Here is a 12,625-nt window from a genome sequence, read left to right on the forward strand (position 1 = left end):
GGTGTGTTGTAAATGACTGTAAGGGACCGTACCAGGGGTCCGTTTGGGGCGCGAATCTTGGGGCCAGAGTGTGTGGAAAGCAATAACTATAGAAAAGAAATTTTGCCTTTTTTTAAAGCTTAAAATTAAATTTTTGTTCGGTTTTTTAGCAGGAATACTTCTAAGGCAGAAAGTGCCCGGAAACTGGCGTATCAAGCCTCGTTGTTCAGGCGAAAAAAAGGCGACTCAAGGGAGTCGCCTGGGAAAATAACCGAATGTTCATTCGGTTATTGGGGCTGGAGCGAACGATTAGATGAATCCGGGGTTGGCGACTACCAGATACCCGCGGCGGGCGCGGTCCCAGCGGTAGTAGGTGTCATAGGCGACGTAATAGTTGAAGCCATTGAAGGTCACGCTCACTGCAGTGCCCGGCAGGGTGCGAACAAAGGCGCCGACCGGTGCCTGCGTGACCACATACCCTACACCGTGGGGGCGATAGAAGATGCCATCGCTGTAGTAGTACCCGAAACCGCCAAAGCGGATGCTGACATAACTGCGCGGAAGGCGTTTCCAGCGGTAGCCGTACCCGTAGTGGCTGGGACGCCAGCGGTGCTTGTGTGGCCGGTAGTGAGGGCGATACTTGGGACGATGCGGTTTGTGGTGGCCGGCATAATAGGGTTTGCCGGGCTTGCGGTCGCGATGGCGTTTGTCGTGGTGACGATTCTCCACCTTGCGGTGGTTGCGGCGATCCCGGTCATCCCGGTTTTTTCGGTGGTCCTCACGTGCATTGGCACGATCCAGATGGCGGTTCACCGCGTCCCTGCGCCGGTTTTCAATGTCGCGAACCTTGGTGTGATGCCTGTCGCGCTGCTGTTTTACATATTTATCCCGCTGTTCTCCGCGGTGATGGCGATCGTCACGGTCCGCAAGGCTCGGCGCAGCCGCAAGGAGCAGGCCGGCAGCGGCAAAGACGCTGATCAATCTCTTCATGGTCGCTCTCCCCAGCCGCCGAGGCGGCTGTCTTGTGCCCTTGAAGTGGGCTTCTCGATAACTTGGAGTGCAGTTTGCCCCGCGTACACTGAATCCTTCCTGAACCACCAGCGGCGTACCGGGGTGATGGCAAAAACCGAATGTGACCAATGGTTTCAACTGGTTCACGTCATTTGTTCCGCCGGACGCGGGGGGGTAATATGCCGCCCGTGTATACCTCTGGCGGAACCCCGTTCATGCAAGTTTTTCACCATGTGGCCAGCCTGCGCGAGGCGCTGGCCGAAGCCCGTCGCGCTGGCAAGACCATCGGGTTTGTGCCCACGATGGGTAACCTCCACGATGCCCATATCGAGCTGGTCAACCTGGCGCACCAGCACTGTGATGTGGTGGTGGTTTCTATCTTCGTCAACCGCTTGCAATTCGGATTGAACGAGGATTGGGACACCTATCCGCGCACCATGCAGGAAGACATGGCGAAGCTGCGCGCGGCCGACTGTGACTACCTGTTCCACCCGGAAGAAGCCGAGATCTACCCCAACGGCATGGACCAGCAGACCAAAGTGATCTGCCCGGCGATGACCGATGTACTGTGTGGCGCAAGCCGCCCGGGGCACTTTGAGGGGGTCACTACCGTGGTGGCCAAGCTGTTCAATATCGTGCAGCCGGACAAGGCAGTGTTCGGCATCAAGGACTTTCAGCAGCTGGCAGTGATCCGCCGCATGGTGGAAGACCTGTGTATTCCGGTGGAAATTGTCGCGGCGTCGGTGCATCGCGAGGACGATGGTCTGGCGATGAGTTCGCGCAATGGCTATCTCACCGAGGAGGAGCGCCCGAAAGTGGCGGTTCTGAATCAGTCGTTGAACTGGGTGAGTGATGAAATCAAAAACGGCCGCAAAGATTTTCCGGTGCTGGAAGAAGAGGCGCGTGGGAAAATTCAGGACGCAGGTTTCAAGGTGGATTACTTCTCCATCTGCAACAGCAAGGACCTGCAACCCGCCGCCCACGATGACCGTGAGATCACCATTCTGGGGGCGATGTACACCAGTGGTGCGCGGTTGATCGACAATGTTTCGTTGAGTGTTTGAAAAGTTGGTAGTAGAAATTTAGGAGTCAGGTTATGCAAATTGAGATGCTGAAGGGCAAACTGCATATGGCGGCGGTCACCCAGGCGGAGCTCTGGTATGACGGCTCCTGCGCGATTGATGAAGATCTGGTGGAGCTGGCCGGGCTGCGCGAGTTTGAGAAAATCGATATTTACAATGTATCCAACGGCGAGCGCTTCCACACTTATGTGATTCTTGCGGAGCGTGGCTCCGGGATTATTTCCATGAATGGTGCTGCCGCCCGCCGGGTGCAGGTTGGGGACCGAATTATCATCGCGGCCTATGCGCAGATGTCTGAGTCTGAAGCGGATACTTTCAAACCCAAGCTGGTTTATCTGGATGAGCAGAATCGGGTTGAGCGCAGTACCAATACCATTCCTGTTCAGATGTCAGAGCCTGCTTAATTTTGGGCCTCTGTGGTTCCGTTTATCTTTCCTTTGGTGGCGGCAAAGCACCGGGGATTGGTTTTCGGAACCGCTGTGAACCCATCCCTGGGCGCTGCGGCGCAAACATCCTGTTTGCGACGCTTCCGAAAACCAATCCCCGGCACTCTGCCTTCGATGTGAACTCCTGAGCTTCGTTAGTTGCTGCCTGAAAGAACTCTGCACTTAATGTTAAGGGCAGGTACCGGGTGGAAGTTTTCAGGAGCGTCGGCGACAGGGACGTCGCCGACGCAGCGTACAGGGACGTATTTACAGCGGTCCTGAAAACTTCCACCCGGTGCCTGACCGCCACCCCACCTGCTTAGAGGGGGTCACAATCCGGTCTTGTGACCAAGAAGCCACCCGCCTACCATAGGCCAAAAACCTCGGTAGGAATTCAGCCTCCCAATGTCATTCCTGACAAGCCCCAAGACCAACGAACCTCTCGCCTGGGATCAGCTGCTAAAGAGCGGCTGCCGGATATTCCTCGGCTCTCACGCCGCTGTCCCCAATGAACTGATGGCCGACCTGGTCGCCAATAGTCGTGGCCTCAATGATATTGAAGTGACCCACGTCTTTACCCTGTCGGATAATTTCTGGGCCCAGCGCAAGTACGCCGAGCTGTTTACTGTAAACGCCCTGTATATCGGTGGCACCGCCGTGCGCAATGCGGTGGCGGAGGGGCGGGCGGACTATACGCCGACGTTTCTTTCCGAAGTGCCAAAACTGTTCAGTGATCATGTGCTGCCACTGGATGCCGCGCTGATCATGGTCAGCCCACCGGATGAACTGGGTTACTGCTCCCTGGGAGTGAGTGTCGATGTCGTGTCGTCCGCGGTGAAAAATGCCAGCACGGTCATTGCCCAGATCAATCCCTGTATGCCGCGCACCAACGGCCACACCTTTATCCACCGCGACCAGATCGACGCCTGGATGACCGCCGAGGCTGCAATCCCCGAATCACCGCCGCCGGAAATGGATCAGGCGGTCGAACAGATCGGGCAGTATGTGTCGGTACTGGTAGAAAATGGCTCCACCTTGCAGATCGGCATGGGCAAGGTGCACGATGCCGTGCTGCGCTACCTGGGCAATCACAAAGACCTGGGTGTGCACTCGGAAATGATTTCTGACGGCGTGGCCCAATTGATGAAAAGCGGTGTGATCAACAACCGCAAGAAAACCTATCACCGGGGAAAGACCATCACCAGCTACTGCATGGGTTCGAAAATGCTGTACGACTTTATCGACGGCAATCCCCATGTGGAGCTGTATCCGGCGGAGCATGTCAGCTCCCCGGTAAAAATCGCCCGCAACGACAAAATGGTCGCCATCAACAGTGCCATCGAGGTGGACCTGACCGGGCAGGTGGTTTCCGATTCCATCGGTAGTCGCCTGTACAGCGGTATCGGCGGGCAGGTGGATTTTATTCGCGGTGCAGCCCTGAGCAAGGGCGGTAAACCGATCATCGCTTTGCCGTTTACCGCGAAGGATAAAGATGGCAGGCTGGTCTCCCGCATCGTCGCGTCGCTCACCCCCGGTGGAGGCGTAGTGACCTCCCGCGCCCATGTGCATTACGTCGTCACCGAATATGGTATCGCCTCCCTGCGGGGGAAAAGCGTGCGCGAACGTACCCTGGAAATGATTCGAATCGCCCATCCGGATTTTCGCCGGGAACTGCTGGAAAAAGTGCGGGAATTCTACTGGGTGCCGGAATACCAGGAGCAGGCGCCCACCACCGTGCCGGAGCTGGGCCCGGTGGATCAGAAACGCTACACCTTTGACGGCATCCCCTATACTCTGCGTCCCCTGCGCCCGTCCGACGAGCGCAGGCTTCAGGAGTTTTTCTACACCCACAACAAAGAAACCCTGATGATGCGTTACAACCACCATGTCACGCAGATGTCCCGGGAAAAATCCTGCAGTCTGGTCAGTGTGGATCAGCGTAAAGATCTCGCCCTGTGCTTTACCGATCTCGATGGGGCCAGCGAGGTCATTCAGGGTGTTGGCCGTTATTACTATTACCAAGCCGACGACAGCTGCGAAGTGGCGTTCGTCATCAAGGAAAGCCGTCGCGGCAAAGGTATTGCTTCCACTCTATTGGAAGAAATGGAAAGCATCGCGCGCAAACGGGGCATTCAAAAAATGTTTGCCTGCGTGCGTCGGGACAACAAGCCCATGCTGAAAATTTTTGAAAGTAACGGCTTCACCACACGCATGGGGGACTCCATGGATGAACTCTATCTGGAACTGGATCTCACCCAAGACGAAAACAAAACAGACCGTGATGGCGACAGGGACGCGAGGGACTGACTATGGCGACCGTTGGATTTTTCTCAGACCCCGCCTGCAGCCGCCACGATATGGGCGAAGACCACCCGGAGTGTCCCGCGCGGCTCGATGCCATCCAGGACCAGTTGTTAAGCAGCGGCATGGAATACGTGCTGCGCTTCTTCGACGCCCCCCAAGCCACCCGCGCGCAGCTCGAGCGGGTACATACACCGGAATACGTCGCCTCCCTGTTTGATCGCGCCCCCAGCGAGGGCATCGAAGTCCTCGACGAAGATACCCGCATGACCCCCCACACTCTCGCCGCCGCATTACACGCCGCCGGCAGTGGTATCGACGCCGTGGATCGCGTCATTGCCGGGGAAATCAACGCCGCTTTCTGCGCCGTCCGCCCACCGGGCCACCACGCCGAGCGGGACAAAGCCATGGGCTTCTGCCTGTTCAACAACATCGCCATCGCCGCCGCCCACGCCCGCGCACAACACGGCCTAGAGCGCGTCGCCATTCTCGACTTCGACGTCCACCACGGCAACGGCACCGAAGACTTCGTCGCCGGCCGCGAAGGTTACCTGCTCTGCTCCAGCTTCCAGTCCCCCTACTACCCGTTTAGCGGCACCGGCGACCTGCCCGGCAATATCGTCAACTCCCCCCTCGAAGCCGGCGCCGGCGGCGATGCCCTGCGCCAAGTCGTGACCACCCAATGGTTGCCCGCGTTGGAAAAATTCCAACCGCAGATGCTGTTTATCTCCGCCGGTTTTGACGGACATGTCGAAGACGCCATGGCGCAGCTGCGCTTCAAGGAAGAAGATTATTTGTGGGTAACCGAAAGACTGCGGGAGTACGCGGACAAGAATTGCGAAGGCCGAATTGTTTCCGCACTTGAGGGCGGTTATGCCCTGTCCGCACTGGGGCGCAGTGTGGTTGCACACCTCAAAGGTCTGATCGGCAGCTAACAGGTCGAACACACTGCTCTTGAAGCTAAGGCCAAGTGCCGGGTGGTGGCTTTCAGGAGCGTGAGCGACAGGGACGTCGCTCACGCAGCGTACATGGATGTACTTGCAGCGGTCCTGAAAGCCACCACCCGGTGCCTGGCGGCCACGAGGTGAAACAGTGGCCACCCCAAACCAAAACCAGAACCAACAAAAAGGCACCAGAATCCAACCCAAAGGTGGGAAACCCAAAACCCCTCACGCTATGATGATATGAAAGAAGAGGTGACAGCGTTGTCATTTCTTGGCCGCCAGTGGTATAACTTATCGGGATAAATGCCCCAGGGTCCGCACGCGGACGCACCCGGGCAAACAACTGCGATGAATGCGCCGAAGCGATTGCTCACTTACAGCTCGCTTAACGGATGGCGCAGCAGCCCGATAATACTAATAAGGGAGAAAACGATGTCTGAAGTGCACACCTACCCGGTGCCCGAAACCTTCGCCGCCGATACCCTCGTCAACAAAGACGACTACCAGCGCATGTACCGCCAGTCGGTAGAAGACCCGCAAGCATTCTGGTCCCAGCAGGCCAACGACTTCCTGCAGTGGAGCAAGCCGTTCACCAAAGTGGTGGAAGAAGATCTGAAAAAAGGCCATGCGGCCTGGTTTGCCGACGGCGAACTGAATGTCTCCGTCAACTGTATCGATCGCCACCTTCCCACTCGCGCCGAGCAGACCGCGCTGATCTGGGAGGGCGACGATCCCGCCGACAGTAAAAACATCACCTACCGGGAATTGCACGAACAGGTTGGTCGCCTCGCCAATCTGCTGAAAGCCCGCGGCGTGAACAAGGGCGATCGCGTGTGCATCTACATGCCGATGATCCCCGAAGCCGCCTACGCCATGCTCGCCTGTACCCGCATTGGTGCGGTGCACTCGGTGGTCTTTGGTGGCTTCTCCCCGGACTCCCTGAAAGACCGTATTCTCGACTCCGACTGTCGCCTGGTGATCACCGCCGACGAAGGTGTGCGCGGTGGCAGAAAAGTACCGCTGAAAGCCAATGTAGATAGGGCGCTCGCGAGCTGCCCGGACGTACACACCGCCATCGTGGTCAAGCGCACCGGTGCCAATATCGATTGGGACAGCAAACGCGACATCTGGTACGCCGAATCCGTCGCCGAACAGAGCACCGACTGCGCACCGGAGCCAATGAACGCGGAAGACCCGCTGTTTATCCTCTACACCTCCGGCTCCACCGGCAAACCCAAGGGTGTATTGCACACCACTGCCGGCTACCTGCTCGCTTCCACCATGACCTTCAAATACGCCTTCGATTACAAGGAAGGTGATGTGTTCTGGTGTACCGCGGATGTGGGCTGGATTACCGGCCACAGCTACATTGTGTACGGCCCGCTGTGTGCCGGTGCCATCTCGCTGATGTTTGAAGGTGTGCCTACCTATCCGGATGCCTCCCGCTGCTGGCAGGTGGTGGAAAAACACAAGGTGAATACCTTCTACACCGCCCCCACCGCAATCCGCGCTTTGATGGGTGCCGGCGATGACTTCGTCACCAAGTGCGACCGCAGCTCGCTGAAACTGCTGGGCACCGTGGGTGAACCGATCAATCCGGAAGCCTGGGAGTGGTACTACGACGTGGTGGGCGAAAAGCGCTGCCCGATCGTGGACACCTGGTGGCAGACCGAAACCGGTGCACACCTGATCACGCCGCTGCCCGGCGCCACTGCGCTGAAGCCGGGCTCCGCGACCAATCCATTTTTTGGTGTACAGCCGGCACTGCTGGACGAGAAAGGCCAGGAAATCGAGGGTGAAGGCGAAGGTGCGCTGGTGATGAAGGCCAGCTGGCCGAGCATGATTCGCAGCGTGTACGGCGATCATCAGCGCATGATCGACACCTACTTCTCCACCTTCCCCGGTTACTACTTTACCGGCGACGGCGCGCGCCGCGATGCCGATGGTTACTACTGGATTACCGGGCGTATCGATGACGTGCTGAATGTTTCCGGGCACCGTCTGGGTACCGCGGAAATCGAGAGCGCCATCGTGCTGCACGAGGATACTGCGGAGGCGGCGGTGGTGGGTTATCCCCACGATATCAAGGGCCAGGGTATCTACTGCTACGTGACTCTGAAAAATGGCCGCGAGCCGTCGGAAGAGCTGCGGAAGGAACTGATCGACCTGTGCGTACAGGAAATCGGCCCCATCGCCAAGCCGGATATCATCCAGTGGGCCCCGGGACTGCCGAAAACCCGCTCCGGCAAGATCATGCGCCGTATCCTGCGCAAGATTGCCAGTAACGAGCTGGATTCACTGGGGGACACCTCGACCCTGGCGGATCCGTCCGTGGTAGACGAGCTGGTGGATCATCGGGCCAATCGTTAAGTACCGCTGTTGCACACTTGTTTCGTTAATTTCTAACTAAGTGGCGGTGGCGCTACCGGGTACAGTCTTGTGAGACACGCCGTGAACCCATCCATGGGGGCTCTTCCGCGAGGTCCCTCTCGCGGAAGGTCTCACAAGACTGTACCCGGTATCGCCACCTTCGCCCTTAACTTCCCGTCTTATTAGAAGGTGTAGCTGAAGCCCAGCTCGTAAGTAGAACCGAACTCGTCGTACTGGGACAGGCGACTCTCGTTGCCGAAGTAGTAGAACTCCGGACGGTCGTTGAGGTTCATGGCCGCCGCGTTGATGGTCAGGTTGTCGTTGACCTCATACTTCGCGGTCAGGTCCACCTGCATGAAATCGCTGGTGTAGCGATCGTTCAGTGCGCTGTCACCGAGCTCGTCCAGGTACTTGTCGCGGTAGTTGGCGGCCAGGCGGATATCCCAGGCACCCTTGTCGTAACCGAAGGCCAGGTTGGCGGTGTTGCGGGCCTGCTTGACGTAGGGAGTGGTGCGGTCGCCAAAGGCGGAATCCGACGGCAGGTCGGTCTCCCCATCGGCAAAGGTGTAGTTGACCATCGCCAGCAGGCCGTTGTCCCAGGCGTGCTGCAGCGCCAGCTCCGCACCCCAGATGCGGCTGTCGTCCGCGTTGATGTAGGTTTCCATACGGTCCCACACGCGGTCGCGCAGTTCGGCGTCGCTTGCGCTCACTTCGACGATGGCGTCCTGGATGTCTTTGTAGAAAAGACCGCCGCCGATAAAGGTGCCTTCACCGACGTAGTACTCGTAGCTGACATCCAGGTTCCACGCAGTGGTGGGTTCCAGGTAGGGGTTGCCGCCCTCGATCTCGTTGTCTTCCAGATCGATTTCCGCACCGGCACTGGCTTCACCGAAGCCCGGGCGCACCAGGGAGCGGAACAGGCCGAGGCGCAGAACCTGGTCGTCGGCCAGTTGCAGCTGCACATTCACCGACGGCGCGAGGAAGCCGTAGTCGTTGTTGTAGGCCACGTCGCCGGCGTACGCATCGCCGTCGAACTGTTTGCCGCGGTAGGTGGCGCTGGTGTCTTCGTAGCGCAGGCCGTAAACGTAGGTGGCGAAGTCGGTATTGGTGGTGGCCATCAGGTAGCCGGCGAAAACATCTTCTTCCGCATACCAGTCCGCAGCGATGGATTCTTCTTCCTCGTCGCCACTCATTTCATAGAGGTCGCCCGGTGCACGGCAGCTGGTGCCGTCGGACAGGGCGAAGCTGCCATTGCCCAGAGTCGGGATCAGGTCGCGCACGCCGTCAAAGGTGGGCGAGGGGCCGTGGTTGTTGCCGAAGTAATCGCCGATTACACGGTTGTCGTGCTCTGCCAGGGTCACATCGTCAATGGGCTCGTAGCCGCAGAAGTCGAACTCGTTGTCCTTGTCGCGCTGGCGGTACTTGATACCGTACTGCAGCTCGGTCACCTCGCTCAGTTCCAGGTTCATATCCACACGCAGGCCGAAATCCTGGTCTGTGGAGAGGGCGGTTTCACTTTCCAGTGCCTTGAGGAAATAGTTCTGCGGGTCGTACAGCTCGGCGGCGTAGTTCAGCACCGGTTTTTTCGGGTCGCTGTTGTCGTAGGTCATCGGCGTATCGAGTTCGATACTGCGGTAGATGGCGTTCCACTTGTTGGTGTCGTCCTGCTCCGCCTGTGAGCCGAAGATTTCCGCCTTCAGGGTGCTGCGCTCGCTCAGCTGGAATTCACCGCCGAACTGGGCGGAGCTGATGCTGCGCACCTCGACGCGCGGGCGGGATTCGGTATCCATGCGCTGGGTGGGATAGGTGGCGATATCACCCTCGACAACTGCGTCGTCTTCCAGGGAGCGGGTTTCCCACTTGGCCCGATCTTCGGTGTCGGTGTATTCGTTGTGGAAGAAGCGCGCGAAGTAGCTGTTGCCGCTGTCGGCCTGATAATCGAAGTTCAGCACCACACCCTGGCGCTCGCGCTCCAGGTCGTAGTAGCGCATTTCGAAATCGGAATCGATGGCTTCGTCGCCCCAGCCACCGGTTTCATTGTTGCGCGCGACGATGTGACGGGTCTGGTCGCTGACCACCATGGCCACACCCAGTTCGCCGTCTTGCAAGCGGAAACGATTGGTGGCGGTCAGTGCCAGTTTGGGGTTGCTTCCGTCTTTGGTCAGCTCGTTGTAAGAGGTCTCGGCTTTGACCTTGCTGTGGAAGCCGTCGTATTTGAAGGCGCTGATGGTTTCCAGGTCGATGGCGCCACCGATGGTGTCAGCATCCAGATTTGGGGTCAGGGTCTTGTACACGGTCATGGAGTCGAGCATGTCCGAGGGCACGCCGTCCAGCATTACGCCGCGGCGGTTTTCCGGAGAGGCGGTGCTCACGCCGTTGATGGTCATGGCGTTCAGGTCGGTGTTCATTCCACGCACGGATACGTAGCGGCCTTCCCCCTGGTCGTTTTCTACCATGATGCCGGGCAGACGGCGCAGGGATTCGGAGACGTTGGTATCCGCAAAATTGCCCATGGCGTCAGAATCTACAACGCTGGATGCTTTATCGGAAGTCCGTTTTTTCTCCAGTGCGTTGGCCAGTGCCGCGCGGGAGCCTCCGTAGACCTCGACTTCTTCCATGCTTTCGACACTTTGCTGTGCCGTTGCAGAACCGGAAGCGGCAAGGCCGATTACCAGGGCAAGTAGTGTCTTTTCGCCGGAAAATCTTGGGAATTTGCGTGTGTTTTGGCGCATGGTAAGAGTCCTTAAATTATATTGTCCTGAACGTTTTTGTTGATTTACCGGCCGGGGAGAGTAGGGCGTTTTTATTGCAACGGAGTGAAAGTATTGTGAATGACCGATTGCGCGGCCCAGGGTCATCTGTATGGATTTATGCTGACCTACGGCGCACGGGGAATTTCCCCGAACCGTTTCATCGGGGGAGGGGAGCCAATTTGGAATGACGGGCAGGCTTGATCGCGGGTTAGAGCGCGGTGGACCCAAGGGGTTTTTGTTGGGGGAATACTACTGAGCGTATACTGAGGCGCAGTAATATCGATGTAATGGCCGTACAGTAAGGAAGGCGGCCTCGACGCCGCTGTTAATAACAATACGCGAGAAAACTCAATGCTACTTCAATCATGGGGCCGGGCCGCGTTGCTTCTGGCCTGTCTCAGCTTGTGGGCCGGCGCCAGTGTGGCGGACTCCGGCAACGATAAAGCCAATCACGATCCGCAGCTCGCAGCTGAACTCGGTGCCGATAAATATGGGATGCACAAATATGTGCTGGCGTTGCTGAAGGCGGGCCCCAACCGCGATCAGGATAAAGTGGCTGCAGCGGAGTTGCAGCGTGCCCATTTGGCAAACATTCAGCGATTGGCGAATGAGGGTGTACTGGTGCTCGCCGGCCCCTTTCTGGACGGTGGTGAACTGCGTGGTATTTATATCTTCGATGTAGATACCGTGGAAGAAGCGCGCAAGTTGACGGAAACCGACCCGGCAATTCAGGCTGGGCGCCTGGTCATGGAGTTGCACCCCTGGTACGGTTCCGCGGCGGTGAAAACCGTTAATGGTGTTCACAGCAAACTTGCTCAACAGTCTCCCTAATCACCCAATAATCAATACAGAGTCCGACGCGTGAACGAACAGCAGTACCTGTGCGACCACTACCGTTTTAACGCGGAACAGCGGTTAAAAGCCTTCAATTTTTTTGTAGTCCTGTCCATGTTTGCCGATGGCGGTGTCTTCACTGCCGTGGAGAAGGGATTTCACCCTCTGATTCTGGTATTGCTCGGCGGTTTTGTGGTGATTGTATCTGCGGTGTTTTGGGTGATGGATATGCGCAGCCGTCAGCTGCTGAGCCTGGCGGTGCCGGGGCTGCGTGCGGCCGAAGCGCAGTTGCCGGAAGCGGCACGGGTATTCACCCGCGATGTCCATTCACAGGGCAGCTGTATCCGCTATACGGTCGCCATTCGCGCCCTGATACTGGGGCAGTTTTTCTGCGGTAGCGCCGTGGTCATTTACGGATTTCTGGCGTACTTCACCGTTGTATAGCATCTCCCCGCGGGGCACTGCCAGCGGCTTTTTTAGCTCCTATCTATACTGAGTTCTTTCAGTGGGAAAATGTTCGCGCCAAGGGGGCTACCATGCTGGATCATATTGGTCTGATCGTGCACGACTACGACCGCAGCAAAGCGTTTTACCAGGCCGCTCTGGTACCCCTTGGGTATGAGTTGGTCATGGAAATGGGCGACTGGGCCGGGTTTGGTTGGGGCGGTAAACCCCAGCTGTTGATCAAGGGCGGCTCCAGCACATCACCCGCACTGCAACTTGCATTCAGCGCGGAAGACCGGGACACCGTGCACCGGTTCTACAAGGTCGCGCTGGAAGCCGGTGCCTCGGAGAGTGTGGGTAATGGCGCTCCGGGACTGCGCCCGGAAATTCACGATAATTACTTCAGTGCCTTTGTACTTGACCCTGACGGGCACAAGATCGAAGTTGTGTGCCATATCCCTGCGGACGCCTTTTGATCCGAT

10 protein-coding genes are annotated in these 12,625 nt (G+C 57.9%); 8 read left to right on the forward strand and 2 right to left on the reverse strand.

Annotation, left to right across the window (positions count from 1 at the left end; translation table 11 throughout):
• Positions 1 to 288: 288 nt before the first annotated feature.
• Positions 289 to 969 (reverse strand): DUF6515 family protein, encoded by a 681-nt coding sequence (locus ACYX4K_RS16685; protein ID WP_475091028.1) that lies wholly within the window; start codon positions 967 to 969, stop codon positions 289 to 291.
• A 236-nt stretch (positions 970 to 1,205) separates the two neighbouring features.
• Here ACYX4K_RS16685 and panC point away from each other — a divergent pair, with 236 nt between their 5' ends.
• The 5 genes from panC (at position 1,206) to acs (ending at position 8,112) form a co-directional block, all read left to right on the forward strand.
• The gene (gene panC, locus ACYX4K_RS16690; protein WP_475091027.1) at positions 1,206 to 2,054 is read left to right on the forward strand and encodes a pantoate--beta-alanine ligase; all 849 of its coding nucleotides are present in this window, start codon (positions 1,206 to 1,208) and stop codon (positions 2,052 to 2,054) included.
• Positions 2,055 to 2,086: 32 nt separating this feature from the next.
• Positions 2,087 to 2,476: an aspartate 1-decarboxylase gene (gene panD / locus ACYX4K_RS16695; protein WP_231759215.1), complete on the forward strand. Its 390-nt coding sequence runs from the start codon at positions 2,087 to 2,089 to the stop codon at positions 2,474 to 2,476.
• Between the two features lie 426 nt (positions 2,477 to 2,902).
• The gene (locus tag ACYX4K_RS16700) at positions 2,903 to 4,804 is read left to right on the forward strand and encodes a GNAT family N-acetyltransferase (protein WP_476178733.1); all 1,902 of its coding nucleotides are present in this window, start codon (positions 2,903 to 2,905) and stop codon (positions 4,802 to 4,804) included.
• A 2-nt stretch (positions 4,805 to 4,806) separates the two neighbouring features.
• Positions 4,807 to 5,733 (forward strand): histone deacetylase family protein, encoded by a 927-nt coding sequence (locus ACYX4K_RS16705; protein WP_475091025.1) that lies wholly within the window; start codon positions 4,807 to 4,809, stop codon positions 5,731 to 5,733.
• A gap of 441 nt (positions 5,734 to 6,174) precedes the next feature.
• Positions 6,175 to 8,112 (forward strand): acetate--CoA ligase, encoded by a 1,938-nt coding sequence (gene acs, locus ACYX4K_RS16710; RefSeq protein WP_475091024.1) that lies wholly within the window; start codon positions 6,175 to 6,177, stop codon positions 8,110 to 8,112.
• A gap of 182 nt (positions 8,113 to 8,294) precedes the next feature.
• Here acs and ACYX4K_RS16715 read toward each other — a convergent pair whose 3' ends face one another.
• Entirely contained in the window at positions 8,295 to 10,844 is a 2,550-nt protein-coding gene (locus ACYX4K_RS16715; RefSeq protein WP_475091023.1) for a TonB-dependent receptor, read from the reverse strand.
• 372 nt (positions 10,845 to 11,216) lie between these two features.
• On the opposite strand from ACYX4K_RS16715, the gene ACYX4K_RS16720 reads away from it, so the two are divergent.
• The 3 genes from ACYX4K_RS16720 (at position 11,217) to ACYX4K_RS16730 (ending at position 12,619) form a co-directional block, all read left to right on the forward strand.
• The gene (locus ACYX4K_RS16720; protein WP_475091022.1) at positions 11,217 to 11,696 is read left to right on the forward strand and encodes a YciI family protein; all 480 of its coding nucleotides are present in this window, start codon (positions 11,217 to 11,219) and stop codon (positions 11,694 to 11,696) included.
• A gap of 30 nt (positions 11,697 to 11,726) precedes the next feature.
• Complete coding sequence (locus ACYX4K_RS16725; RefSeq protein WP_475091021.1) at positions 11,727 to 12,143, forward strand: RipA family octameric membrane protein; 417 nt, start codon at positions 11,727 to 11,729, stop codon at positions 12,141 to 12,143.
• Positions 12,144 to 12,235: 92 nt separating this feature from the next.
• Positions 12,236 to 12,619 carry a VOC family protein gene (locus tag ACYX4K_RS16730; RefSeq protein ID WP_475091020.1) on the forward strand — a complete coding sequence of 128 codons (384 nt, stop codon included), beginning with the start codon at positions 12,236 to 12,238 and terminating at the stop codon, positions 12,617 to 12,619.
• Positions 12,620 to 12,625: the final 6 nt, after the last annotated feature.

The organism is Microbulbifer sp. ABF4_107 (assembly GCF_056312215.1).

Bases quoted from the DNA above. Each gene is read 5' to 3' on its own strand.
- panC (WP_475091027.1), top strand. From the start codon at position 1,206: ATGCAAGTTTTTCACCATGTGGCCAGCCTGCGCGAGGCGCTGGCCGAA.
- ACYX4K_RS16685 (WP_475091028.1), bottom strand. From the start codon at position 969: ATGAAGAGATTGATCAGCGTCTTTGCCGCTGCCGGCCTGCTCCTTGCG.
- acs (WP_475091024.1), top strand. From the start codon at position 6,175: ATGTCTGAAGTGCACACCTACCCGGTGCCCGAAACCTTCGCCGCCGAT.
- ACYX4K_RS16720 (WP_475091022.1), top strand. From the start codon at position 11,217: ATGCTACTTCAATCATGGGGCCGGGCCGCGTTGCTTCTGGCCTGTCTC.
- ACYX4K_RS16730 (WP_475091020.1), top strand. From the start codon at position 12,236: ATGCTGGATCATATTGGTCTGATCGTGCACGACTACGACCGCAGCAAA.
- panD (WP_231759215.1), top strand. From the start codon at position 2,087: ATGCAAATTGAGATGCTGAAGGGCAAACTGCATATGGCGGCGGTCACC.
- ACYX4K_RS16715 (WP_475091023.1), bottom strand. From the start codon at position 10,844: ATGCGCCAAAACACACGCAAATTCCCAAGATTTTCCGGCGAAAAGACA.
- ACYX4K_RS16705 (WP_475091025.1), top strand. From the start codon at position 4,807: ATGGCGACCGTTGGATTTTTCTCAGACCCCGCCTGCAGCCGCCACGAT.
- ACYX4K_RS16700 (WP_476178733.1), top strand. From the start codon at position 2,903: ATGTCATTCCTGACAAGCCCCAAGACCAACGAACCTCTCGCCTGGGAT.